The sequence below is a fragment of the Streptomyces tanashiensis genome (assembly GCF_014648895.1).
Lineage (GTDB): Bacteria > Actinomycetota > Actinomycetes > Streptomycetales > Streptomycetaceae > Streptomyces > Streptomyces tanashiensis.
Genome location: NZ_BMRZ01000010.1, coordinates 136366 through 159350, shown reverse-complemented (window position 1 = coordinate 159350; position 22985 = coordinate 136366). Strand labels below are relative to the sequence as shown.

The window sequence follows — 22985 nt, the reverse complement described above, 5'->3', positions numbered from 1 at the left end:
TGTCCGATTAATTGTCAATTGCATATGGGGCGCCGATCACCCTTTCGTGTGCTTTTCACCAAAGACCTCAAGGGTCACGGAGGCAACGCCGACAAAGGATGCGTGAGTACCCTTGCGCACACCATGATGACCGCCGCCCGCCCCGTCGACTCCGGCCTCGGCGCCCCGGGCGATCTCGACCGCTACCCCTACACGGAGGCGCCCGCCGCCGGCCGCGTGGGCCCGCCCTCCTGGGAGGGGGTGGACACCGATCTGGGCCGCGTCGGCCGCCGGACCGCCGGCAACAGGGGCCGCGGGCTGCACGGCCAGCTCGTCCAGCAGCTCGGCCAGATGATCGTCTCCGGCGACCTCGGGGCCGACCGCCCGCTCGTCCCCGAGGAGATCGGCCAGCGGTTCGAGGTCTCGCGCACCGTGGTGCGTGAGTCGCTGCGCGTGCTGGAGGCGAAGGGGCTCGTCAGCGCCCGCCCGAACGTCGGCACGCGAGTCAGGCCCGTCAGTGACTGGAACCTGCTCGACCCCGACATCATCGAATGGCGCGCCTTCGGCCCGCAGCGCGACGACCAGCGCCGCGAGCTGAACGAGCTGCGCTGGACGATCGAGCCCCTCGCCGCCCGCCTCGCCGCCGGGCACGGCCGCGAGGACGTGCAGCAGCGCCTCGCCGACATGGTCGAGATCATGGGGCACGCGTTCGCCCAGGGTGACGGCATCACCTTCTCCCGGGCCGACACGGAGTTCCACTCGCTCCTCATCCAGCTGGCCGGGAACCGCATGCTGGAGCACCTCTCCGGCATCGTCGCCGCCGCGCTCCAGGTCTCCGGCGGTCCCGTCACCGGCTGTGACCGCCCGAGCGACGCCTGCCTCGCGCACCACGCCCGTATCGTGGACGCGCTCGCCGCAGGGGACGCCCACGGCGCCGAGAGCGCCATGCGGCAGCTGCTCACGGTCCACCCCGAGGTGGAGCGCGTCGTCCCCGCCCCTCGCGAACACTGATCCGCGGGCCGTGGCCGGGAGCGCGGAGGCGCACGCACCGCGTGCCGCCGGGTCCGAGCACCACCCGGGGCCCGACAGGGTCTCCCCGGGTGGCGCCCGGGTTCCGGCGGCGCGAATGTGCCGTGATCGACTGCTCTGGCCGTTTCGCCGCAAATGAGGTGTGACTCGGGCCACGAAGATTGGGCGTAACACTCCTCCGAGCCGTGCGATGACCTAAGAGGTGACAGCCGAGGAAGGAATACAGCAGCCGATGGAGGCGCTGTGCAGTTCCCCGGTCCAGCCCGCGCCGTCGGCACATTCCCCGTCGACGGTCGTCGGCTCCAGCCCGATCCAGGGTGGGGCCGGAAGCCGTTTCCATCGTTCCGAGAGGTTGTTCGTGTCGGCCAGCACATCCCGTACGCTCCCGCCGGAGATCGCCGAGTCCGAGTCTGTGATGGCGCTCATCGAGCGGGGAAAGGCTGATGGGCAGATCGCCGGCGATGACGTGCGTCGGGCCTTCGAAGCTGACCAGATTCCGCCAACCCAGTGGAAGAATGTTCTGCGCAGCCTCAATCAGATCCTCGAGGAAGAGGGTGTGACGCTGATGGTCAGTGCAGCGGAGTCGCCGAAGCGCGCCCGCAAGAGCGTCGCAGCGAAGAGCCCGGCCAAGCGCACCGCCACCAAGACCGTCACCGCCAGGACGACCGTGACGAAGACCACCGTCTCGGCCTCCACGGCCGCCGCGGCCGAGGGCACCGACCCGGCCGACGAGGCCGGATCGCCCGCCAAGAAGGCGGCCGCGAAGAAGACCGTCGCCAAGAAGGCGGTGGCCAAGAAGACCGTCGCCAAGAAGACGGCGGCGAAGAAGACCACGTCCAAGAAGGACGACGAGCTCATCGAGGGCGAGGAGCTGCTCGAGGACGTCGCGCCCGGCAAGGGTGAGGACGAGGAGGCCGAGGGCGAGACCAAGGGCTTCGTCCTGTCCGACGAGGACGAGGACGACGCTCCTGCGCAGCAGGTCGCCGTCGCCGGTGCCACCGCGGACCCGGTCAAGGACTACCTCAAGCAGATCGGCAAGGTCCCGCTGCTCAACGCCGAGCAGGAGGTCGAGCTCGCCAAGCGCATCGAGGCCGGTCTGTTCGCCGAGGACAAGCTCGCGAACTCGGACAAGCTCGCCCCGAAGCTCAAGCGCGAGCTGGAGATCATCGCCGAGGACGGCCGCCGGGCCAAGAACCACCTCCTGGAGGCCAACCTCCGTCTGGTGGTCTCGCTGGCCAAGCGCTACACCGGCCGCGGCATGCTCTTCCTGGACCTGATCCAGGAGGGCAACCTGGGTCTGATCCGCGCCGTCGAGAAGTTCGACTACACCAAGGGCTACAAGTTCTCCACGTACGCCACCTGGTGGATCCGTCAGGCGATCACCCGCGCCATGGCCGACCAGGCCCGCACCATCCGTATCCCGGTGCACATGGTCGAGGTCATCAACAAGCTCGCGCGTGTGCAGCGCCAGATGCTCCAGGACCTGGGCCGTGAGCCCACCCCGGAGGAGCTGGCCAAGGAACTCGACATGACCCCCGAGAAGGTCATCGAGGTCCAGAAGTACGGCCGTGAGCCGATCTCCCTCCACACCCCGCTGGGTGAGGACGGCGACAGCGAGTTCGGCGACCTCATCGAGGACTCCGAGGCGGTCGTGCCGGCCGACGCGGTCAGCTTCACGCTGCTCCAGGAGCAGCTGCACTCCGTGCTCGACACGCTCTCGGAGCGTGAGGCGGGCGTCGTCTCGATGCGCTTCGGTCTCACCGACGGCCAGCCGAAGACGCTGGACGAGATCGGCAAGGTCTACGGCGTGACGCGCGAGCGGATCCGCCAGATCGAGTCGAAGACGATGTCGAAGCTCCGTCACCCGTCGCGCTCGCAGGTGCTGCGCGACTACCTCGACTGATCCGTACGAGGTACGCATCGGCACACGGAAGGGCCCGGTTCCCCGAGAGGGGGAGCCGGGCCCTCCGGCTTTGCGCGGGTGCAGGGCGGGGACACGTGCTGGACGCTGGGTGAACCGACATCACCCGAGAGTCAGGAGGCTCCATGCGTGGTTCTCTCACCCGAGCATTGACGGGTGCTCTGGGCCTGATCACCGCGGCGGCCGGGCAGCTCGCCACCGCCGGTCCCGTGGCCGCCGACAGCGTCGTGGTGGGCGGCCGGCCGGCGCAGATCACGGACGCGCCGTGGGTCGTGGCGCTGTCCAGCCGTGACCGGTTCGGGGGAACGCGCGCGGGCCAGTTCTGCGGGGGTGTGGTCGTCGCGCCGACCAAGGTGCTCACGGCGGCCCACTGCCTGGGGCGTGAGGTGCTCGGCGGCGAGCCGTGGGAGGTGCGCGACTTCGTGGTCATCGCGGGCCGTGCGGCGCTGAGCGGACAGGAGGGGCAGGAGGTCCGGATCTCGGACACCTGGGTCGATCCCGACTACGACCCGACGACCAACTCGGGCGACCTGGCCGTGCTCACGCTAGTGAGCGCGCTGCCGCAGTCGTACGTGATCGGTGTGGCCCGCTCGGGAGACGCGGCCTACGCGGCCGGGACGGAGGCGGACGTCTACGGCTGGGGTGACACGACGGGCAACGGCGCCTACGCCTCCACGCTGCGGACGGCACGCGTGCAGGTGCTGCCGGACGCGGCGTGCGAGCGGGCGTACCCGGGCGGTTTCGGCGTCCGCTACCAGCGCGGGACGATGCTGTGCGCGGGCGACCCGCAGGGCGGGAAGGACGCGTGCCAGGGCGACAGCGGGGGTCCGCTCGTGGCCAACGGGCTTCTCGTCGGCCTGGTCTCCTGGGGCAGCGGCTGCGGGCAGCCGGAGAACCCGGGCGTCTACACGCGGGTCTCGGCGGTGCTTCCGGCGCGCTTCTGAGCGGCGCCCCGCAGGGCCGGAGGGCGCGGCGGCCCCGGATTCCGCCGGGGACGGGAGAGCGCGGGGTACGAGAACGGGCGGTCACCCCTGGAATCAGGGGCGACCGCCCGTCGTCCGATCAATGACCGGCCCTGGGCTCGTCGTGGATGGCGCGTCAGGCGTGGTCCTCGCCCTGCGTGCGGGCCGGCACGTCCGTGAGCCGGTCCGTCTCATCCTGTATCTCAACGGCGATCTTCTTGAGTTCCGGCTCGAACTTACGTCCGTGGTGGGCGCAGAAGAGCAAGTCACCTCCGCTGGTCAGGACGACACGCAGGTATGCCTGGGCGCCGCAGCGGTCGCAGCGGTCAGCGGCCGTCAGGGGGCTCGCGGGGGTCAGAACAGTAGTCACGTCGCCTCTTCTCTAGCTCGACGAGCTGTCGTACCAGGGTCAACATCCAACCAGGCCGAAAACGTTCCCGCTCGTGCCTTTTCCTTGAAACTTCTTCCCAAGGTGGCTGTCTGCTGCCGGTTGGCGGCGAATGAGCCGTATTGCGTCGCTCTACGGATTTCGCGTTGCTTGTGTCGGTTAGCCCTCCCGGCGTGGTTGCCGGTTGTTCATGAGGACGTGCCCGGAGCCTAAATGGTTCATGCCTGGAAGGGAACGTGATGTTCACGTCACCCCATCGAGGGATCGAACATCCATACGACCCTGGACTAGCATGAGGAATCCGGGAGGGTGGCGTGACAACGGCTCTACCAGGCATCGGTACCCTCTGAGCGGTGACCGACGCCGGGCCTTACCCCACCGGGCCAGATTTCAAATTCAGCGAGGAGCGAACCGCGTGACCGCCGAGACGTCCGTGCCGTCCAGTGCGCTGCTGACCGCAGACCGTGACGGTTCCAACTACACCGCGCGGCACCTGCTCGTACTGGAAGGGCTCGAAGCGGTCCGCAAGCGCCCCGGTATGTACATCGGGTCCACCGACAGCCGCGGCCTGATGCACTGCATCTGGGAGATCATCGACAACTCGGTCGACGAGGCCCTCGGTGGCTACTGCGACCACATCGAGGTCATCCTGCACGACGACGGATCCGTCGAGGTCCAGGACAACGGCCGTGGCATCCCGGTCGACGTCGAGCCGAAGACCGGACTCTCCGGCGTCGAGGTCGTCATGACCAAGCTGCACGCCGGCGGAAAGTTCGGCGGCGGGTCGTACGCGGCGTCCGGTGGTCTGCACGGCGTCGGCGCCTCCGTGGTCAACGCCCTGTCGGCCCGCCTCGACGTCGAGGTCGACCGGAGCAGCGCGGTCCACTCGATCTCCTTCCGCCGCGGTGTCCCCGGCATCTTCACCGAGCAGGGCCCCGACAGCCCCTTCGACCCGGGCAACGGCCTCATCAAGGGCAAGCGCGTCCCCAAGACCCGCACCGGCACGCGCATCCGCTACTGGGCGGACCGGCAGATCTTCCTCAAGGACGCCAAGCTCTCCCTGGAGACGCTCCACCAGCGCGCCCGGCAGACCGCCTTCCTCGTCCCGGGCCTCACGATCGTCGTCCGCGACGAGCGGGACCTGGCCGGTGTCGGCAAGAGCGAGGAGACCTTCCGCTTCGACGGCGGCATCAGCGAGTTCTGCGAATACCTCGCGCAGGACAAGGCCGTCTGCGACATCCAGCGCCTCACCGGACAGGGCACCTTCAAGGAGACCGTCCCGGTCCTCGACGAGCGCGGCCACATGACGCCGACCGAGGTCACCCGTGAGCTCGCCGTCGACGTCGCCCTGCGCTGGGGCACCGGCTACGACACCAACGTCAAGTCCTTCGTCAACATCATCGCCACCCCCAAGGGCGGCACCCACGTCTCCGGCTTCGAGCAGGCCATCACCAAGACGGTGAACGAGGTCCTGCGCTCGGCGAAGATGCTGCGCGTCGCCGAGGACGACATCGTCAAGGACGACGCCCTGGAGGGGCTCACGGCCGTCGTGACGGTCCGCCTCGCCGAGCCGCAGTTCGAGGGACAGACCAAGGAGATCCTCGGCACCTCCGCCGCCCGCCGCATCGTGGCGACCGTGGTGGCCAAGGAGCTCAAGGCCTTCCTCACCTCCACCAAGCGGGACGCCAAGGCGCAGGCCCGCGCCGTCCTGGAGAAGGCCGTCGCCGCCGCGCGGACCCGGATCGCGGCCCGCCAGCACAAGGAGGCGCAGCGCAGGAAGACCGCGCTCGAGTCCTCCTCCCTGCCCGCGAAGCTCGCGGACTGCCGCAGCGACGACGTGGAGCGCAGCGAGCTCTTCATCGTCGAGGGAGACTCCGCCCTCGGTACGGCCAAGCTCGCGCGGAACAGCGAGTTCCAGGCGCTGCTGCCGATCCGCGGCAAGATCCTCAACGTCCAGAAGTCGTCCGTCTCGGACATGCTCAAGAACGCCGAGTGCGGCGCGATCATCCAGGTCATAGGAGCGGGCTCGGGCCGCACCTTCGACATCGACGCCGCCCGCTACGGGAAGATCGTGCTCCTCGTCGACGCCGACGTCGACGGCGCCCACATCCGCTGCCTGCTGCTGACGCTCTTCCAGCGGTACATGCGGCCCATGGTCGAGGCCGGCCGGGTCTTCGCCGCGGTGCCGCCGCTGCACCGGATCGAGCTCGTCCAGCCCAAGAAGGGCCAGGACAAGTACGTCTACACGTACTCGGACAACGAGCTGCGGCAGACCCTCCTGGAGTTCCAGCGCAAGGGGGTCCGCTACAAGGACGCCATCCAGCGCTACAAGGGTCTGGGCGAGATGGACGCCGACCAGCTCGCGGAGACCACGATGGACCCGCGCCACCGCACCCTGCGCCGGATCAACATCGGCGACCTGGACGCGGCGGAGCAGGTCTTCGATCTCCTCATGGGCAACGACGTGGCGCCCCGCAAGGAGTTCATCACCGGCTCGGCGGCCACGCTCGACCGCTCGCGCATCGACGCCTGACGGACTCCACCCGTGGGTGGAGCCACACGCTCCACCCACGGGCCGATCACACGGTCGTCGACTCTCCGTAGCATCGTGATGTCGGAGGGGGACGGACATGAGCGAGAAGCGCGACCGAGGAAGCACGACGACCCGGCAGAGGTCGAGGACGGGCACGAGCACGGCGGAACGGACAGGAGCGAGGGAGACGGCCGCGACGAGCGCGGTGGCGCACGGGCCCGCCTGGCGCTCCTGGCCCTCGCGGGAAGCCCTCACCCGGGTCGGCGTCCCGCGGGGACGGATCATCCTCGACCACACCATGATCGCGGGCCTGAGCGTCCTGGTGGTGACCGGCTGCTACACCTCGGGCGCGTTCGACGGCTGGTACGCGCCCTTGCCGCCGCTGGGGTTCGGGCTCTGTGTGGTGGCGGCGCTGCGGTATCACCACACGACCCTCGACCATCGTCTGGCGGCCTCGCTGGGACTGCTCGCGGCGATCGCGCTCTGCGGCCTGGGGGCCTATGCGGCGGGCGCCCCGACGCCCGCGACGGTGATCTGGATCGTCGTCTCGGTCATGGCGATGGAGCGGCTGCCGCTCCCCGCCGGGCTGGCCACCGTGGCGGTTCTCGTGGCCGGGTTCGTGGAGGCCGACGAGACCGGGATTCTCGGTGCCGGTGTGACCACGGCGGCGGTGCTGCTCGCCGGGTACTCCCTGCGGCTGGACGCCGAGGCGCGGGGTGCCGGGTTCCAGCTGCTCGCACAGGAGCGGCTCGCCCGGGAGGCGGAGGCCGCCTCCGCCGCGCTCGCCGAGCGGGCCAGGATCGCCCGGGAGATACATGACGTGCTGGCCCACAGCCTCTCCGCCCAGATGGTGCACCTGGAGGTCGCACGGCTCCAGATCGAGGCCGGCGCGGATCGAGCGGAGATCCTCAAGCTCGTGACCTCGGCCCGTTCCATGGCCAGAGAAGGGCTCGCCGAGACCCGGCACGCGCTCTCCGCCCTGCGCGGGGACATGGCGCCGGTCGAGGAATTTCTCCGGGAGCTGGCGCGGGAGGACCGCGCCGAGGTCGATGTCACCGGCGAGCGCCGGGCCCTGCCCGCCGAGGCCTCGCAGGCGGTACGGCGGGTCGCTCAGGAAGCCCTCACCAATGTCCGCAAGCACGCCCCGGGGGCCAGGACCAGGATCCGGTTCGCCTATGGGCCGGACGAGATCTCCCTGGAGATATGCGACTTCGGGTCTCCTCGGACGGATGAAGGCGCGCGGGTGGGGGAGGAGCTCGGATCCTCCGGCTCCGGATACGGACTCCTTGGCATGAGAGAGCGGGCCGAACTGCTCGGCGGCAGCCTGGACGCGGGCCCCGAGGGCACCGGGTTCACGGTGCGGCTGCGGGTGCCGGCATGAGCGCCGCGGACGGCCGCCGTGTCGCACGGGTCGTCGTCGCCGACGACCAGGCCATCGTGCGTGAGGGGATCGTGATGCTGCTCGGCCTGCTTCCGGGGATCGAGGTCGTCGGGTCGGCACGGGACGGGGAGGAGGCGGTCGCACTCACCGCCGAACTCGGTCCCGACGTCGTCCTGATGGATCTGCGGATGCCTCGCTGCGACGGTGTCGAGGCCACCCGTCGGATCCGCGACCGGCACCCCGGGACGGAGGTCGTCGTGCTCACGACCTACGCCGACGACGACTCGCTGTTCCCGGCGCTGCGGGCCGGTGCGCGCGGCTACCTCACGAAGGACGCCGGCGGGGAGGAGATCGAGCGGGCCGTGAAGGACGTGATCGACGGGCGGGCCGGGCTCTCCCCGTCCGTGCAGCGGCGACTCCTTGAGCGGCTGATCGACCGGGAGGAACGGGAGACGCCGGAGAACCCGGAGGGCTGGGACGAGGGGGAAGGCTGGGACGAGCGGTCCGAGAGGCCGGGTCCGGGGCCGGGTCCGGGGCCGTGGCCCGGATCAGGGTCAGGGTCAGGGGCAAGGTCAGGGCCCGGGACCAGGACCGGGGGGCCAGGATCAGCCGCCGGAGCCGGAGCCGGAGCCGGAGCCGGAGCCGGGGCCGGGACTGGGGCCGAGGCCGGGATAGGGCGGTCAGGGGCCGCCGCCGGGGGAGGGGGTGCGGTCGAGTCCGGACGGGGCGCCCGGCGTGGGCTCGGCCTCGGGCGGGGTTCCGGGTCTGGGCCGGGAGTGGGAGGTGCGCACGAGGTGCGGCCGGGGGCGGGGGACGCCGTGTCCGGGCCGTACGCCGACGGTCTGACGGAGCGGGAGACGGAGGTGCTGGTGCTCGTCGCGGACGGGCTGTCGAACCCGGAGATCGCTGGGCGGCTGCGGATCTCCACGGCCACGGTGAAGACCCACATCAACAACCTCTTCGCCAAGACCGGGGTGCGTGACCGGGTCCAGGCCGTGCGGTACGCATATCAGCACGGTCTGGTCAGGGCACCTGGGAGAAGAGTCACCTGATGGGGTGAAGTGAGGGGGGAGAAGAGTCCGGGATCTTCCCGCTCTGTCCATCCTTGGGCACGCGGCCGAAACGGTTCGCTGACAAGGAGAGTTGACGGGTGGAGCAGGTGGACGAGCAGGAGGGGCGCGACGCTTCGGCGATGGCGGTCGACGACCCCTGGTACGACGCGACGGCCTCCGGCCGGGGCGAGGAGGCCGGCGGGGCGCCTGGTGGCGGTCGTCCCGACGCGGTGCCGCGGCAGCGGGTCCACAGCACGGCGGAGATCTATCTGGAGGTTCAGCGGAGCCCCGCCTTCCAGGAAGTGCGCGGCCGCTACCGCCGGTTCGTCTTCCCGGCCACCCTGGCGTTCCTGCTGTGGTACCTCGCCTATGTGGTGGCGGCGACCGCCGCGCCCGGGCTCATGGCCCGGCCGGTGGCCGGAGCGGTGAACGTGGCGATGGTCGCGGGGCTCGGGCAGTTCCTCACCACCTTCCTGCTGACCTGGGCGTACGCGCGCCACGCGCGGCTGCGCAGGGACCGGGCCGCGCTGGAACTGCGCTGGGACACGCAGGAGATGACCCGAGGGGTGGTGCAGCCGTGACCGGAGATCACCAGACCCTGGCGCTCGTGCTGTTCAGTGCCTTCGTCGCGGTGACCCTGGGGATCACCACCTGGGTGAGCCGTCACCGGCAGGGGTCGGCGGAGGAGTTCTACGCCGGAGGGCGGCTGTTCTCGCCCTTGGAGAACGGATTCGCCATCGCCGGGGACTACATGTCCGCGGCCTCCTTCCTCGGGATCTCGGGGCTGATCGCGCTGTACGGCTACGACGGCATGCTGTACTCCGTCGGCTTCCTCGTCGCCTGGCTGGTGGTGCTCCTGCTGGTCGCCGAACTGGTCCGCAACTGCGGGCGGTTCACGCTGGCCGATGTCGTCGCCGCGCGGATGGCGGAGCGGCCGGTGCGGATCGCCGCGGGAACGTCCTCGGTGGCCGTCTCCGTGCTGTACCTCGTGGCCCAGATGGTGGGTGCGGGGAGCCTGGTGGCGCTGCTGCTCGGCGGTTCCAGCGAGGCGGCGCGCTCGTGGACGGTGGTCGGCGTGGGCGCGTTGATGGTGATCTATGTGTCGCTCGGCGGCATGCGGGCCACCACCTGGATCCAGATCGTCAAGGCGGTCCTGCTGATGGCGGGCACGATCGCGCTCACCGTCCTCGTCCTGCTCCGGTTCCACGGCGACGTGAACAGCCTGCTCTCCACCGCGGCCGAACGCAGCGGACACGGCATGGACTTCCTCGCGCCGGGGCTGCGCTACGGAGGGGACTGGACGGCCCGCCTCGACTTCATCAGCCTGGGCCTCGCTCTCGTCCTGGGCACCGCGGGACTGCCGCACATCCTGTCGCGCTTCTACACCGTGCCGACCGCCCGTGCCGCCCGGCGCTCCGTCGTCTGGTCCATCGGGCTGATCGGCAGCTTCTACCTGATGACCATCGTGCTGGGCTTCGGAGCGGCCGCGCTGATCGGCCCCGGCGAGGTCCGTGCCTCGAACGCCTCCGGGAACACCGCCGTACCGCTGCTCGCCCTCGACCTCGGCGGCGGTGCGGGGTCCACCGGTGGCACGGTGCTCTTCGCGATCGTCGCCGCCGTCGCCTTCGCGACCATCCTCGCCGTTGTCGCGGGGATCACGCTGGCCTCCTCGGCCTCCGTCGCCCACGACCTGTACAGCTCACTGCGCCGCCGGCACGCGAAGCAGTACAGCGAGGTGACCGTGGCACGGGTCGCCGCCGCAGGGATCGGCGCCGCCGCCATCGGTCTCGGGCTGCTCGCCCGCGACCTCAACGTGGCCTTCCTCGTCGGCCTCGCCTTCGCGGTCGCGGCCTCCGCCAATCTCCCGGTGCTGCTCTACTCGCTGTTCTGGCGGAAGTTCACCACCCGGGGTGCCGTCTGGTCGGTGTACGGCGGCCTGATCCCCGCGGTGCTGCTCGTCCTGGTCTCCCCGGTCGTCTCCGGCGGCCCGGAATCGCTGTTCCCGGGGGTCGACTTCCACCTCTTCCCGCTGCAGAACCCGGGAGTGGTCTCCATCCCGCTCGGCTTCCTGGCCGGATGGATCGGTACGGTCACCTCGCCCGAGCCGCCCGACGAGGCCCGGCACGCGGAGACCGAGGTGCGGGCCCTGACGGGCGCGGGAGCCGCCTGAGCGTCCCGTGGGGGCGTCAGCCGGTGGACCGGGAGCTCGCCCAGGCGTACCGGTGTTCGGGGCGGCCCGTCTCCCCGTACCGGAGGGAGAGACGCACCCGGCCGGTGCGTTCGAGGAGCTTGAGGTAGCGCTGGGCGGTCTGGCGGCTGACGCCGGCGCGCTCGGCGATCTCCTGCGCCGACAGCGGGCCGTCGGCCGCGAGGAGTACCTGGCGGACCAGCTCGGCCGTGGTGGGGGAGTGGCCCTTGGGCAGGTCCGGGGCGACGGCGCCCGCTGACAGGACGCCGAAGATCCGGTCCACCTCGGCCTGCTCCGCCTCGCCGCCGCTCTCCAGGGTGCGGCGGAGCGTCGCGTACACCTCCAGCTTGGCGCGGAGCCCGGCGAAGTTGAACGGCTTGACCAGGTACTGGAGCGCGCCGTGCCGCATGGCGGACTGCACGGTGGCCACGTCGCGGGCCGCCGTGACCATGATCACGTCGCACTGGTGTCCGCGTGCGCGGAGCTCCCGTACGGCCGCGAGCCCGTTCTCGTCGGGCAGGTAGTGGTCGAGGAGGATGAGGTCCACCGGCTGTCCGTCCAGTGCGGCGAGCGCCTCGGCGGTCGAGTGGGCGGTGGCCACGACCCGGAAGCCGGGCACCTTGGTCACGTAGGCGGCGTTGATGCGGGCCACCCGCGTGTCGTCGTCGACGACGAGTACGTCGATCATCGCGTCGCCTCCTCGGCGGCGTCCGTGAGGGGCGCGGGCGCGTCCGGCGCGGGCTCCGGTTCGGTCAGGGCGTCCGGGAGGACGATCGTGAACACGGCGCCGCCCTCGGGACCGCCGGCCACCTCGGCCGTGCCGCCGCGGCGCTCGGCGAGCCGGCGCACCAGGGCGAGCCCCAGCCCGCGCTTCCCGTGGGACGGCAGCTCCTTCGTCGTCCAGCCCTCGGTGAAGATCAGCTCGCGGCGCTCCTCCGGGACGCCAGGACCGCTGTCCGAGACCCGTAGCACCACCGTACGGCCCTCGGCGCGGAAGGAGACCTCGATGCGGGCGCCGGGGGTGCCGGCGACGGCGTCCAGGGCGTTGTCGACGAGGTTGCCGACGACGGTGACGAGCTCGCGCGGGTCGACGAGCCGGTCCGGCAGCAGGGAGTCGGGCGCGAGCCGGAGCGAGACGCCCCGCTCGGCGGCGACGGTCGCCTTCCCGACGAGGAGCGCGGCGAGGAGCGGGTCGTGGACCTTCTCCGTGACCTGCTCGGCGGTGGCCCGGTGCACGCCGACCACCTCCGTGACGAACTCGACCGCCTCCTCGTGCATCTCCAGCTCCAGGAGCCCCAGGAGGGTGTGCAGCCGGTTGGCGTGCTCGTGGTCCTGGGCACGGAGCGCGTCGATCAGGCCCCGGGTGGAGTCGAGCTCGCGTCCGAGGCGTTCCAGCTCGGTGCGGTCGCGGAGGGTCGCCACGGCGCCGCCGTCGTCCGTGGGCATCCGGTTGGCGATCAGCACCCGGTGTCCGCGGACGGTGAGCAGGTCCTCGCCGGTGACCCGGCCCGCGAGGACGTCGGCGGTACGGCCCCCGCCGAGGACCTCGTCGAGCGGCCGGCCGGCCGCCTCGGGGCCGAGGCCGAGGAGCCGCTGCGCCTCGTCGTTCATGAGCCGCACGGAGCCGTTGTGGTCGAGGGCCACGACGCCCTCGCGGATGCCGTGGAGCATGGCCTCGCGCTCGGCGAGCAGCGCGGAGATGTCGGAGAACGCCAGGTCGTGCGTCTGCCGCTGGAGCCGCCGGGAGATCAGGTACGCGGCGAGGGCCCCGGCGGCGAGCGCCCCGCCCGCGTAGGCGAGGAGGCCGGGAATGGCGGCGAGGAGCCGGTCGCGGACGCTGTCGTACTCGATGCCGACGGAGACCGCGCCGACGATGCGTCCGTCGGCGTCCCGCAGCGGAGCCTTGCCGCGCGCCGAGCGGCCCAGGGTGCCGCTGTCGATCTCCATGACCTCGCGCCCGGCGAGGACGGCGCTCGGGTCGGTGGAGACGACCCGGCCGATCTGGGCGGGGTCGGTGTGCGACCAGCGCACCCCGCGCGTGTCCATGACCACGACGTACTCGGCGCCCGTGGAGGTCCTGATCCGCTCGGCCTCCGTCTGCACCGGGCCCCGCGCGGACGGCCGGGTACCGGTGAGGTCCGCGGCCAGCCGGGGCGAGGCGGTGGTCCCGGCGATGGCCAGGGCCCGCCGCATGGCCTGGTCGTCGAGCTGGGCGCTCAGCGGGGCCAGGAAGAGGCCCGTGGCGAGGACGGTGACACCGGTCGCGATGGCCAGCTGCATCAGCAGGACCTGCGAGAACACCCGCTGCGGCCACCCGAACCGCCGACGGCGCGCGTGGGGGCGCGGGGGGCTGCTCTGTGCGGGGCTCATGCCCGAAAGGTAGACGGCCGCGAGCCGTGACCGGAAATGGTGACGGAACGGGCGCCTATTCTGGGGGTTTCCCACGGCCGTGGGACCCGAGGAACCGGAGGCACGTCCCTTGACCACGCAGCAGATCCCCGTCGTCGTCCTGGCCGGGTTTCTCGGGGCCGGGAAGACCACGCTCCTCAACCATCTGCTGCGCAGCGCCCGGGGCACCCGTATCGGAGTCATGGTCAACGACTTCGGAGACATCGGCATCGACGCGATGACCGTCGCCGGCCAGGTCGGCTCCACCGTCTCCCTCGGCAACGGCTGCCTGTGCTGCGCCGTCGACGCCGGGGAGCTCGACGAGTACCTGGAGGTCCTGACCCGGCCCGAGTCCCGGCTCGACGTGATCGTGATCGAGGCGAGCGGACTCGCGGAGCCGGAGGAACTGGTCCGCATGGTGCTCGCCAGCGAGAACGAGCGGGTCGTGTACGGAGGGCTCGTGCAGGTCGTCGACGCCGCCGAGTTCGCGGCCACCCGGCAGCGGCACCCCGGGACCGACCGGCACCTCGCCCTCGCCGACCTCGTCGTGGTCAACAAGGCAGACCGGGTGGCCGCGGACGAGCTGCGCACCGTACGGGAGACGGTGGCGGGGCTCGCGGGGCGCGCCGCCGTGGTCGAGGCCTCCCACGGGCGCGTCGATCCTGAGCTGCTCTTCGACCGGGTCGTGCCGGAGGGCGAGATCGAGGGCCAGATGTCGATCGAGGACATCCTGTACGGCTCCGAGGACGACGGCCACGCCCATCCGCACGCGGCCTACGAGAGCCTCTCCGTGACGGCCTCGACGCCGCTGCACCCGCGCCGGCTGATGGCCTTCCTCGACTCGCGCCCCGAGGGGCTCTACCGGATCAAGGGCTTCGTCGACCTCGGCCCCGCCGACCCGGCCAACCGCTACGCCGTGCACGCGGTCGGCCGCTTCCTGCGCTTCTACCCCGAGCCCTGGCCCGCCGGCGAGGAACGCCTCACCCAGCTCGTCCTGATCGGCTCCGGCACCGACGCGGCCGCTCTGCGCAAGGAACTCGCCTCCTGCGAGCTGAACGGCCCGCAGGACGCCCCCGACGAACACAGCATGTGGGGCGTCCTGCGGTACGTGCAGCAGACGGAGGAGGAGCCTGACAGGCCCTAGCTCGCCGGGCTCGCCACCACGTCGACGGGCTTCGGGAGGGGAGTGCCCGAGCCGTCGCGGCGGGGGTCGGGGTCCGGGAGCGGGACCGGAGCACCGGTCTTCTGGGCGGCGCGGGCCGGGGTGGCTCCCGCCCAGGCCAGGATCAGGACGTCCTCGCCCTTCAGGAAGCGCTGGCAGCGGACACCACCGGTCGCGCGGCCCTTGCGCGGGTACTGGTCGAAGGGGGTCAGCTTCGCCGACGTGCCCGTCGAGGAGTCCAGGGTGCCCGTGGAGCCCGCGACGGTGAAGACGACGGCGTCCGAGGCCGGGTCCACGGCCGTGAACGAGAGCACCTCGGCGCCCGCGGTGAGCTTGATGCCGGCCATGCCGCCCGCCGGGCGGCCCTGGGGCCGCACCTGCGAGGCCTGGTAGCGCAGGAGCTGGGCGTCGGAGGTGATGAAGACCAGGTCCTCCTCGCCCGTCCGCAGCTCCGTCGCGCCGACGATCCGGTCACCGTCCTTGAGGGTGATGACCTCCAGCTCGTCCTTGTTCGCCGGATAGTCCGGCACCACGCGCTTCACCACGCCCTGCAGCGTGCCGAGGGCGAGGCCCGGCGAGGACTCGTCGAGCGTGGTCAGGCAGACCACCGTCTCGTCCGCCTCCAGGGAGAGGAACTCCGACAGCGGCGCGCCGCCCGCCAGGTTGGGGGCGCTCGCGGTGTCCGGCAGCTGCGGCAGGTCGATGACCGCGAGCCGCAGCAGCCGGCCGGCCGAGGTCACGGCGCCGACGTCACCGCGCTGGGTGGCCGCCACCGCCGACACGATCAGGTCGTGCTTCACGCGCGCCGCGTCCGGGTCGGCCTCGGGCAGCTCCGCCGTCGCCGTACGGGCGAGGAGACCGGTCGAGGAGAGCAGCACCCGGCACGGGTCGTCCGCGACCTCCAGGGAGACGGCGGCGACGGGCGCGCCCGCCGATTCGAGAAGGACCGTCCGCCGGTCCGTGGCGAACTTCTTGGCGACCGCGGCCAGTTCCGCCGAGACCAGCTTGCGCAGCTCCGCGTCGGAGTCGAGGATCCCGGTCAGCTCGTCGATCTCGCCGTTGAGGCGGTCGCGCTCGGTCTCCAGTTCAAGGCGGTCGAACTTGGTGAGGCGGCGCAGCGGGGTGTCCAGGATGTACTGCGTCTGGATCTCGCTCAGCGAGAAGCGCTCCATCAGGCGCTCCTTGGCCTGGGCGGAGTTCTCGCTCTCCCGGATGAGCCGGATGACCTCGTCGATGTCGAGGAGCGCGACCAGGAGCCCCTCGACCAGGTGGAGCCGGTCGCGCTTCTTGGTGCGACGGAACTCGGAGCGGCGCCGGACCACCTCGAAGCGGTGGTCCAGGTAGACCTCCAGGAGCTCCTTGAGGCCGAGGGTGAGCGGCTGGCCGTCGACCAGCGCCACGTTGTTGATGCCGAAGGACTCCTCCATCGGCGTCAGCTTGTAGAGCTGCTCCAGGACCGCCTCGGGCACGAAGCCGTTCTTGATCTCGATGACCAGGCGCAGTCCGTGACTGCGGTCGGTGAGGTCCTTGACGTCCGCGATGCCCTGGAGCTTCTTGGAGCCGACCAGGTCCTTGATCTTGGAGATGACCTTCTCGGGGCCGACCGTGAAGGGCAGCTCGGTCACGACGATGCCCTTGCGGCGGGCCGTCACGGTCTCCACGGCCGTGGTGGCGCGGATCTTGAAGGAGCCGCGGCCCGACTCGTACGCGTCCTTGATGCCGGAGAGGCCGACGATCCGGCCGCCGGTCGGCAGGTCGGGGCCGGGCACGAAGCGCATCAGCGTCTCGAGGTCGGCGTTCGGGTGGCGGATCAGGTGGCGGGCGGCCGCGATGACCTCGCCGAGGTTGTGCGGGGGCATGTTCGTCGCCATGCCGACCGCGATTCCGGACGCGCCGTTGACCAGCAGGTTCGGATAGGCGGCGGGGAGAGCGACGGGCTCCCGCTCCTGGCCGTCGTAGTTCGGCGCGAAGTCGACCGTGTCCTCGTCGATGGACTCGGTCATGAGCAGCGCGGCCGGGGCCATCCGCGACTCCGTGTACCGCATGGCGGCCGGCGGGTCGTCGTTGCCCAGGGAGCCGAAGTTGCCGTGGCCGTCGACGAGGGGGAGGCGCATGGAGAAGGGCTGTGCCATGCGGACCATCGCGTCGTAGATCGACGCGTCGCCGTGCGGGTGGAGCTTGCCCATCACCTCGCCGACGACACGGGCGCACTTGACGAAGCCGCGCTCGGGGCGCAGCCCCATCTCGCCCATCTGGAACACGATGCGGCGCTGTACGGGCTTCATGCCGTCGCGGGCGTCGGGGAGGGCGCGCGAGTAGATCACCGAGTACGCGTACTCGAGGAAGGAGCCCTGCATCTCGTCGACCACGTCGATGTCGAGGATCCTCTCCTCGTACGCGTCGTCCGGCGGCGGTGTCTTCGTGCTGCGGCGGGCCATCGCGGCTGCGGCTCCTTCACCAACAAGGTTGATCTGACGCGGACCATTGTGGACCGTGCCACCGACAACGCCGACCGCGACCCGGAAGAGGGACATCACGAAGGCTCGGGAACTTCGCCAGGTGTCGGCGCGCTTGCATACAGTGGCAGGACTTTTTCACATCGCGATCGAAGGGACGTACATGCCCATGGGTCACACGGCCACGGCCGAGGCCGGCTCCGGCGGCCTGACAGCGACCGAGCACCGGTTGGCGAACGGCCTGCGCGTGGTGCTCTCCGAGGACCACCTGACCCCGGTCGCCGCGGTCTGCCTCTGGTACGACGTCGGCTCGCGTCACGAGGTCAAGGGCCGCACGGGCCTCGCCCACCTCTTCGAGCACCTGATGTTCCAGGGTTCGAAGCAGGTGCACGGGAACGGCCACTTCGAGCTGGTCCAGGGCGCCGGAGGCTCGCTCAACGGCACGACGAGCTTCGAGCGCACCAACTACTTCGAGACCATGCCGACGCATCAGCTGGAGCTCGCGCTCTGGCTGGAGGCCGACCGGATGGGCTCGCTGCTCGCCGCCCTGGACGACGAGTCCATGGAGAACCAGCGGGACGTCGTCAAGAACGAGCGCCGCCAGCGCTACGACAACGTGCCGTACGGCACGGCCTTCGAGAGGCTGACCGCCCTGGCCTACCCGGAGGGCCACCCGTACCACCACACGCCGATCGGCTCCATGGCCGACCTGGACGCGGCCACCCTGGAGGACGCGCGGAACTTCTTCCGCACGTACTACGCCCCGAACAACGCCGTGCTGTCCGTGGTCGGCGACATCGACCCGGCGCAGACGCTCGCCTGGGTCGAGAAGTACTTCGGCTCCATCCCCGGCCACGACGGCAAGCCCGAGCCGCGCTCCGGCGAGCTGCCGGAGGTCATCGGCGAGCAGCTGCGCGAGGTCGTCGAGGAGGAGGTTCCGGCGCGCGCGCTGATGGCCGCCTACCGGCTGCCGCACGACGGCACGCGCGAGTGCGACGCCGCCGACCTGGCCCTGACGGTCCTGGGCGGCGGGGAGTCCTCCCGCCTGCACAACCGCCTGGTCCGCCGCGACCGCACGGCCGTCGCCGCCGGCTTCGGCCTGCTGCGGCTCGCCGGGGCGCCCTCGCTGGGCTGGCTGGACGTCAAGACCTCCGGAGGGGTCGAGGTCCCGCAGATCGAGACGGCCGTCGACGAGGAGCTCGCCCGGTTCGCCGCCGAGGGCCCCACGCCCGAGGAGATGGAGCGCGCGCAGGCCCAGTTGGAGCGCGAGTGGCTGGACCGGCTCGGGACCGTCGCGGGCCGCGCGGACGAACTGTGCCGGTTCGCCGTGCTGTTCGGCGACCCGCAGCTCGCCCTGACCGCGGTCGACCGCGTCCTGGACATCACCGCCGAGGAGGTGCAGGCGGTCGCCGCGGCCAAGCTGCGCCCCGACAACCGCGCGGTGCTCGTCTACGAGCCCCTGGCGACCGAGCAGAGCGACCACGCCGACGGCGATGACGACGAAGAGGGAGCGGACCAGTGACCGACGCCGCCGTGTCCTTGACGAGCATGGACTTCCACCCGCAGCCCCAGCCGGGCACCGCGAAGCCGTGGGCCTTCCCGGAGCCGGACCGCGGGAAGCTGGACAACGGTCTGACCGTGCTCACCAGCCACCGCCCCGGCCAGCAGGTCGTCGCCGTGGAGATCTTCCTGCCCGCCCCGCTGGACGCGGAGCCCGCCGGTCTCGACGGCGTCGCCACGATCATGGCCCGCGCGCTCTCCGAGGGCACCGACCAGCACAGCGCCGAGGAGTTCGCGGCCGAGCTGGAGCGCTGCGGCGCCACGCTCGACGCGCACGCCGACCACCCCGGCGTACGGGTCTCCCTGGAGGTCCCGGTCTCCCGGCTGCCCAAGGCGCTCGGCCTGCTCTCCGAGGCCCTGATCGCCCCGGCGTTCCTGGACACCGAGGTCGAGCGCCTGGTGCGGAACCGTCTCGACGAGATCCCGCACGAGACGGCGAACCCGGCCCGCCGCGCCGCCAAGCAGCTCTCCAAGGAGCTCTTCCCGGCCGAGTCCCGGATGTCCCGGCCGCGCCAGGGCACCGAGGAGACCGTCGCCGCGATCGACGCCGCCGCCGTCCGCGCCTTCTACGAGGCGCACGTCCGGCCCGGCACGGGCACCGCCGTGGTCGTCGGCGACCTCACCGGTGTCGACCTCGACAAGGTCCTGGCCGAGACGCTGGGCGCCTGGACCGGTGAGCCGGCCGAGCCGCTCCCGATGCCTCCGATCACCGCCGACGACACCGGACGGGTCGTCATCGTGGACCGTCCCGGGGCCGTTCAGACGCAGCTGCTGATCGGCCGGATCGGCCCCGACCGGCACGACCGTGTCTGGCCGGCCCAGGTCCTCGGCACGTACTGCCTGGGCGGCACCCTGACCTCGCGTCTGGACCGGGTCCTGCGCGAGGAGAAGGGCTACACGTACGGCGTGCGGGCCTTCGGCCAGGTGCTTCGCTCGGACGCCGGGGGCAACGGCGCTTCGATGCTCGCCATCAGCGGATCCGTCGACACCCCGAACACGGGCCCGGCACTTGAGGACCTGTGGAAGGTGCTGCGCACCCTCGCCGCGGAGGGCCTCACGGACGCCGAGCGCGAGACGGCCGTGCAGAACCTGGTGGGGGTGGCGCCCCTCAAGTACGAGACGGCCGCCTCCGTCGCCGGGACGCTCGCCGACCAGGTGGAGCAGCACCTCCCGGACGACTTCCAGGCCGAGTTGTACGCGCGCCTGGCCGAGACCGGGACCGTGGAGGCGACGGCCGCCGTGGTCAGCGCCTTCCCGGTGGACCGGCTCGTCACCGTGCTGGTGGGTGACGCGGCGCAGATCGCGGAGCCGGTGCGTGCGCTCGGCATCGGTGAAGTGACCGTCGTGACCGGCTGATTCCGGCCACGACGCGACAACGGGAGGACCCCGACGGCATCGTCCGTCGGGGTCCTCCGCTTTGTCCGGATTGCGGTCAAGGGTGATCGTTTGCCCTGTGGCATGTCTTACAAAAGACGCGTCTGGTTGGTGATTGAAAGACGATCCGCATAGCGTCGGGGCGGCTGTTCGTCAGTTGCACGTGCCGCAGCCGCGGCATCGGACAGTCATCGCCGAGTCCCCGTCAGGCGCGAGCCTGGGGAGCCGGGGACCCACACGTAGTCCCTGGGGTGAATCGGACGCCTTCGTCTCGACGGAGGGGCCCGTAGGAGACCTTCCTGCTCCGAACCCGTCAGCTAACCCGGTAGGCGAGAAGGAAGGAAAGGATCAGCCCCTACATGGCGTTCACCCGTGCCACCGGGAAGCATCGTGGTCCGAGCCGGATGGCGCGCCGCGGCGTGGGCATCGCCGGCGTGGCGACGCTCGCCGGCGCCGGCGTCATCGGAACCCTGGCCTCCCCGGCGCTCGCCGCCGACACGGACAACCGCTCCCTCGAGGACACCGGCCTCACCCAGGTGATCGCCGAGGACTCCCTCGTGGACAAGATCAACGCCCAGGCCGCCGCCCAGGAGCAGGAGGCCGTCGAGGCCATCGCCAAGGCGAAGGCCAAGGCCGAGGCGAAGCGCAAGGCCGAGGCCCGCGCCAAGGAGATCCGCCTGGAGCGCGAGCGCGCCGCCCGCGAGGCCGAGCGCCGCCGCCTGGCCTCCTTCCAGCTCCCCGTGGCCGGCTCGTACGTCTCCACCGGCTACAAGACCGGCGGCTCGCTCTGGTCCTCCGGCAGCCACTCCGGCGTCGACTTCCACGCCGCCTACGGCTCCCGGGTCGTCTCCGTCGGCTCCGGCACCGTCGTCGAGGCCGGCTGGGGCGGTGCGTACGGCAACAACATCGTCATCCGGATGAACGACGGCACGTACACCCAGTACGGGCACCTCTCCTCCATCGGTGTCTACGTCGGCCAGACCGTCGAGCCGGGCCAGCAGATCGGCGTCTCGGGCTCCTCCGGCAACTCCACCGGCCCGCACCTCCACTTCGAGGCGCGCACGAGCCCCGAGTACGGCTCGGACATCAACCCGGTCGCGTACCTCCGCGCCCGCGGCGTCAACGTCTGACCCGGACCCGCCGCGCACCGCGTCGCAAAAGCCCCGGCTCGTGCTGAGCCGGGGCTTTTCGCTGACCAAAAGACAGCCATGGATTCCGCTGGGGCATCGGAAATTCCGGCGTGCTGCAATAGAGTCGCAGACCGGGCGCAGAACAGGCGCCGCTCGAATTGACTCGCGCGGACCAAAGCGGAGGTCGGACATGCGCATTCCCGCGCACTCGGTATGCACGGCGATCCGGGACGACATCGTCTCCGGCGTGTTCGAGCGGGGCGGTCGGCTGACCGAGGAGCAGCTCGCCCGCCGGTACGGGGTCTCCCGCGTCCCGGTCCGCGAGGCGCTGCGCACCCTGGAGTCCGAGGGCTTCGTCGTCACCCGGCGCCACGCGGGCGCCCATGTCGCCGAGCCGACCGAGCAGGAGGCGGCCGATCTGCTCGACATGCGGGCGCTGCTCGAACCGCTGGGGGCGGCCCGGGCCGCGCAGCGGCGCACCGAGGCCCACCTCAAGGTGCTGCGCGGCCTGGTCAGGCTGGGCCAGGAGCGGGCCAGGCGCGGCCAGGGCGAGGACCTGCGCTCGCTCGGCGGCTGGTTCCACGAGACGCTCGCGCAGGCCTCCGGGAGCCCGGCCCTGACGGCGCTGCTCACCCAGCTGCGGCACAAGATCGCCTGGACGCACGTGGTGGACCAGCCCGCCCAGCCGGTGGAGGCCTGGGCGGAGCACGGCGCGATCGTGGACGCCGTGGCGCGCGGCGACGCCGAGCGGGCGAGGGCGCTGACCGCGCTGCACGCGGAGCGCTCGCTGTCGCTGCACCGGCTGAAAAGGCCGGAGCGCGGCCGTGTGAGGGTTTCGCAACATGCCGTCAACACGGCGAGTGCCCGGAATTAACGCGCACACCGTATACAAAGAACACGTATTCGACCCGGCATTCGCTCCGGGTTTTTCGTGCTGCCCGAAATCCTTTTCGCGCTGAGCGGGGGCAGGGGCTCGGGAAAAGCGAATGGCCCGGCCGCCGGAATTCCGGCGGCCGGGCCATTCGTCGTGCGGGGGACCGGATCAGACGGTCTCGGGCAGCTCGTCCAGGCCCTCGGCGACGAGCTTCGCCAGGCGGTCGAGCGCGGCCTCGGCGCCGTCGGCCTCCGAGGCGAGAACGATCTCCTCGCCGCCCTGCGCGCCCAGGCCGAGCACCGCGAGCATGGAGGCGGCGTTCACGGGCGTGCCGTCGGACTTGGCGATCGTCACCGGCACGCCGGAAGCCGTGGCGGCACGGACGAAGATGGACGCGGGGCGGGCGTGCAGGCCCTCGGCCCAGCCGACGTTGACGCGGCGCTCAGCCATGGTGTTGCCCTTCAAGTCTCAAGCGGGTTGTCTAGACCAGTCTCTCACGGGTTGCGCGGTGCTCGCGCCGACCTTCGGCCCGGATCGGACCGCCCTTCGGCCCTCCCTACCTTGCAACACCTTGCATCGCGCACACCTGCCGCGCGACCGGTGCCGCA

The 22985-nt window shown here is 71.3% G+C and carries 17 protein-coding genes, 2 pseudogenes and 1 riboswitch; of the genes and pseudogenes, 14 read left to right on the top strand and 5 right to left on the bottom strand.

The window, feature by feature from the left end:
- Positions 1 to 102: 102 nt before the first annotated feature.
- The 3 genes from IE237_RS26665 (at position 103) to IE237_RS26655 (ending at position 3873) form a co-directional block, all read left to right on the top strand.
- Positions 103 to 990, top strand: a complete 888-nt coding sequence (locus IE237_RS26665) for a FadR/GntR family transcriptional regulator (RefSeq protein ID WP_189804657.1) — start codon at positions 103 to 105, stop codon at positions 988 to 990.
- 376 nt (positions 991 to 1366) lie between these two features.
- Positions 1367 to 2911 (top strand): RNA polymerase sigma factor, encoded by a 1545-nt coding sequence (locus IE237_RS26660; protein WP_189804656.1) that lies wholly within the window; start codon positions 1367 to 1369, stop codon positions 2909 to 2911.
- A 143-nt stretch (positions 2912 to 3054) separates the two neighbouring features.
- The gene (locus IE237_RS26655) at positions 3055 to 3873 is read left to right on the top strand and encodes a S1 family serine peptidase (protein WP_189804655.1); all 819 of its coding nucleotides are present in this window, start codon (positions 3055 to 3057) and stop codon (positions 3871 to 3873) included.
- Positions 3874 to 4027: 154 nt separating this feature from the next.
- Here the strand turns inward: IE237_RS26655 and IE237_RS26650 are convergent, their stop codons facing one another.
- Positions 4028 to 4261: a DUF7455 domain-containing protein gene (locus IE237_RS26650; RefSeq protein ID WP_017237643.1), complete on the bottom strand. Its 234-nt coding sequence runs from the start codon at positions 4259 to 4261 to the stop codon at positions 4028 to 4030.
- A gap of 433 nt (positions 4262 to 4694) precedes the next feature.
- Between IE237_RS26650 and IE237_RS26645 the strand changes: the two genes are divergently transcribed.
- The 6 genes and pseudogenes from IE237_RS26645 to IE237_RS26620 all read left to right on the top strand — a co-directional run bounded on the left by IE237_RS26645 (position 4695) and on the right by IE237_RS26620 (position 11415).
- Positions 4695 to 6812 carry a DNA gyrase/topoisomerase IV subunit B gene (locus tag IE237_RS26645; protein WP_189804654.1) on the top strand — a complete coding sequence of 706 codons (2118 nt, stop codon included), beginning with the start codon at positions 4695 to 4697 and terminating at the stop codon, positions 6810 to 6812.
- Positions 6813 to 6909: 97 nt separating this feature from the next.
- Positions 6910 to 8193: a sensor histidine kinase gene (locus tag IE237_RS26640; RefSeq protein WP_189804653.1), complete on the top strand. Its 1284-nt coding sequence runs from the start codon at positions 6910 to 6912 to the stop codon at positions 8191 to 8193.
- Positions 8190 to 8666: pseudogene (locus tag IE237_RS40900) on the top strand (response regulator); the annotation flags it as partial. The gene IE237_RS26640 and the pseudogene IE237_RS40900, both read left to right, overlap by 4 nt.
- Before the next feature lie 363 nt (positions 8667 to 9029).
- A pseudogene (locus tag IE237_RS26630) lies at positions 9030 to 9245 on the top strand (response regulator transcription factor); the annotation flags it as partial.
- Between the two features lie 140 nt (positions 9246 to 9385).
- Positions 9386 to 9826 (top strand): DUF485 domain-containing protein, encoded by a 441-nt coding sequence (locus tag IE237_RS26625; protein WP_189804758.1) that lies wholly within the window; start codon positions 9386 to 9388, stop codon positions 9824 to 9826.
- A complete protein-coding gene (locus tag IE237_RS26620) occupies positions 9823 to 11415 on the top strand; it encodes a monocarboxylic acid transporter (protein WP_189804652.1) in 1593 nt (530 codons plus the stop codon). The genes IE237_RS26625 and IE237_RS26620 overlap by 4 nt, the downstream gene beginning before the upstream one ends.
- A 16-nt stretch (positions 11416 to 11431) precedes the next feature.
- Here IE237_RS26620 and IE237_RS26615 read toward each other — a convergent pair whose 3' ends face one another.
- On the bottom strand, positions 11432 to 12121 hold the full coding sequence (locus IE237_RS26615; RefSeq protein WP_189804651.1) for a DUF7342 family protein: 690 nt from the start codon (positions 12119 to 12121) through the stop codon (positions 11432 to 11434).
- Positions 12118 to 13803, bottom strand: coding sequence for a sensor histidine kinase (locus IE237_RS26610; protein WP_189804650.1), 1686 nt, complete (start codon positions 13801 to 13803; stop codon positions 12118 to 12120). Before IE237_RS26610 ends, IE237_RS26615 begins: the two co-directional genes overlap by 4 nt.
- Before the next feature lie 109 nt (positions 13804 to 13912).
- Here IE237_RS26610 and IE237_RS26605 point away from each other — a divergent pair, with 109 nt between their 5' ends.
- Entirely contained in the window at positions 13913 to 14965 is a 1053-nt protein-coding gene (locus IE237_RS26605; protein ID WP_189804649.1) for a CobW family GTP-binding protein, read from the top strand.
- Here IE237_RS26605 and IE237_RS26600 read toward each other — a convergent pair.
- Complete coding sequence (locus IE237_RS26600) at positions 14962 to 17421, bottom strand: DNA gyrase/topoisomerase IV subunit A (RefSeq protein ID WP_189804648.1); 2460 nt, start codon at positions 17419 to 17421, stop codon at positions 14962 to 14964. The two genes, IE237_RS26605 and IE237_RS26600, sit on opposite strands and share 4 nt — an antisense overlap.
- A 181-nt stretch (positions 17422 to 17602) precedes the next feature.
- Here IE237_RS26600 and IE237_RS26595 point away from each other — a divergent pair, with 181 nt between their 5' ends.
- The 4 genes from IE237_RS26595 to IE237_RS26580 all read left to right on the top strand — a co-directional run bounded on the left by IE237_RS26595 (position 17603) and on the right by IE237_RS26580 (position 22377).
- Complete coding sequence (locus IE237_RS26595) at positions 17603 to 18961, top strand: M16 family metallopeptidase (protein ID WP_189804647.1); 1359 nt, start codon at positions 17603 to 17605, stop codon at positions 18959 to 18961.
- A complete protein-coding gene (locus tag IE237_RS26590; protein ID WP_229842908.1) occupies positions 18958 to 20355 on the top strand; it encodes a M16 family metallopeptidase in 1398 nt (465 codons plus the stop codon). The genes IE237_RS26595 and IE237_RS26590 overlap by 4 nt, the downstream gene beginning before the upstream one ends.
- Before the next feature lie 200 nt (positions 20356 to 20555).
- Positions 20556 to 20720: riboswitch (cyclic di-AMP (ydaO/yuaA leader) on the top strand.
- A gap of 12 nt (positions 20721 to 20732) precedes the next feature.
- Positions 20733 to 21503, top strand: coding sequence for a M23 family metallopeptidase (locus IE237_RS26585; protein ID WP_189804646.1), 771 nt, complete (start codon positions 20733 to 20735; stop codon positions 21501 to 21503).
- Between the two features lie 190 nt (positions 21504 to 21693).
- The gene (locus IE237_RS26580) at positions 21694 to 22377 is read left to right on the top strand and encodes a GntR family transcriptional regulator (RefSeq protein ID WP_189804645.1); all 684 of its coding nucleotides are present in this window, start codon (positions 21694 to 21696) and stop codon (positions 22375 to 22377) included.
- Between the two features lie 168 nt (positions 22378 to 22545).
- Here IE237_RS26580 and IE237_RS26575 read toward each other — a convergent pair whose 3' ends face one another.
- Positions 22546 to 22827, bottom strand: coding sequence for an HPr family phosphocarrier protein (locus IE237_RS26575; RefSeq protein WP_015036698.1), 282 nt, complete (start codon positions 22825 to 22827; stop codon positions 22546 to 22548).
- Positions 22828 to 22985: the final 158 nt, after the last annotated feature.

Coding starts and splice junctions, on each gene's coding strand:
- IE237_RS26655 (WP_189804655.1), top strand. CDS start 3,055: ATGCGTGGTTCTCTCACCCGAGCATTGACGGGTGCTCTGGGCCTGATC.
- IE237_RS26640 (WP_189804653.1), top strand. CDS start 6,910: ATGAGCGAGAAGCGCGACCGAGGAAGCACGACGACCCGGCAGAGGTCG.
- IE237_RS26625 (WP_189804758.1), top strand. CDS start 9,386: ATGGCGGTCGACGACCCCTGGTACGACGCGACGGCCTCCGGCCGGGGC.
- IE237_RS26615 (WP_189804651.1), bottom strand. CDS start 12,121: ATGATCGACGTACTCGTCGTCGACGACGACACGCGGGTGGCCCGCATC.
- IE237_RS26610 (WP_189804650.1), bottom strand. CDS start 13,803: ATGAGCCCCGCACAGAGCAGCCCCCCGCGCCCCCACGCGCGCCGTCGG.
- IE237_RS26600 (WP_189804648.1), bottom strand. CDS start 17,421: ATGGCCCGCCGCAGCACGAAGACACCGCCGCCGGACGACGCGTACGAG.
- IE237_RS26595 (WP_189804647.1), top strand. CDS start 17,603: ATGCCCATGGGTCACACGGCCACGGCCGAGGCCGGCTCCGGCGGCCTG.
- IE237_RS26585 (WP_189804646.1), top strand. CDS start 20,733: ATGGCGTTCACCCGTGCCACCGGGAAGCATCGTGGTCCGAGCCGGATG.
- IE237_RS26580 (WP_189804645.1), top strand. CDS start 21,694: ATGCGCATTCCCGCGCACTCGGTATGCACGGCGATCCGGGACGACATC.
- IE237_RS26575 (WP_015036698.1), bottom strand. CDS start 22,827: ATGGCTGAGCGCCGCGTCAACGTCGGCTGGGCCGAGGGCCTGCACGCC.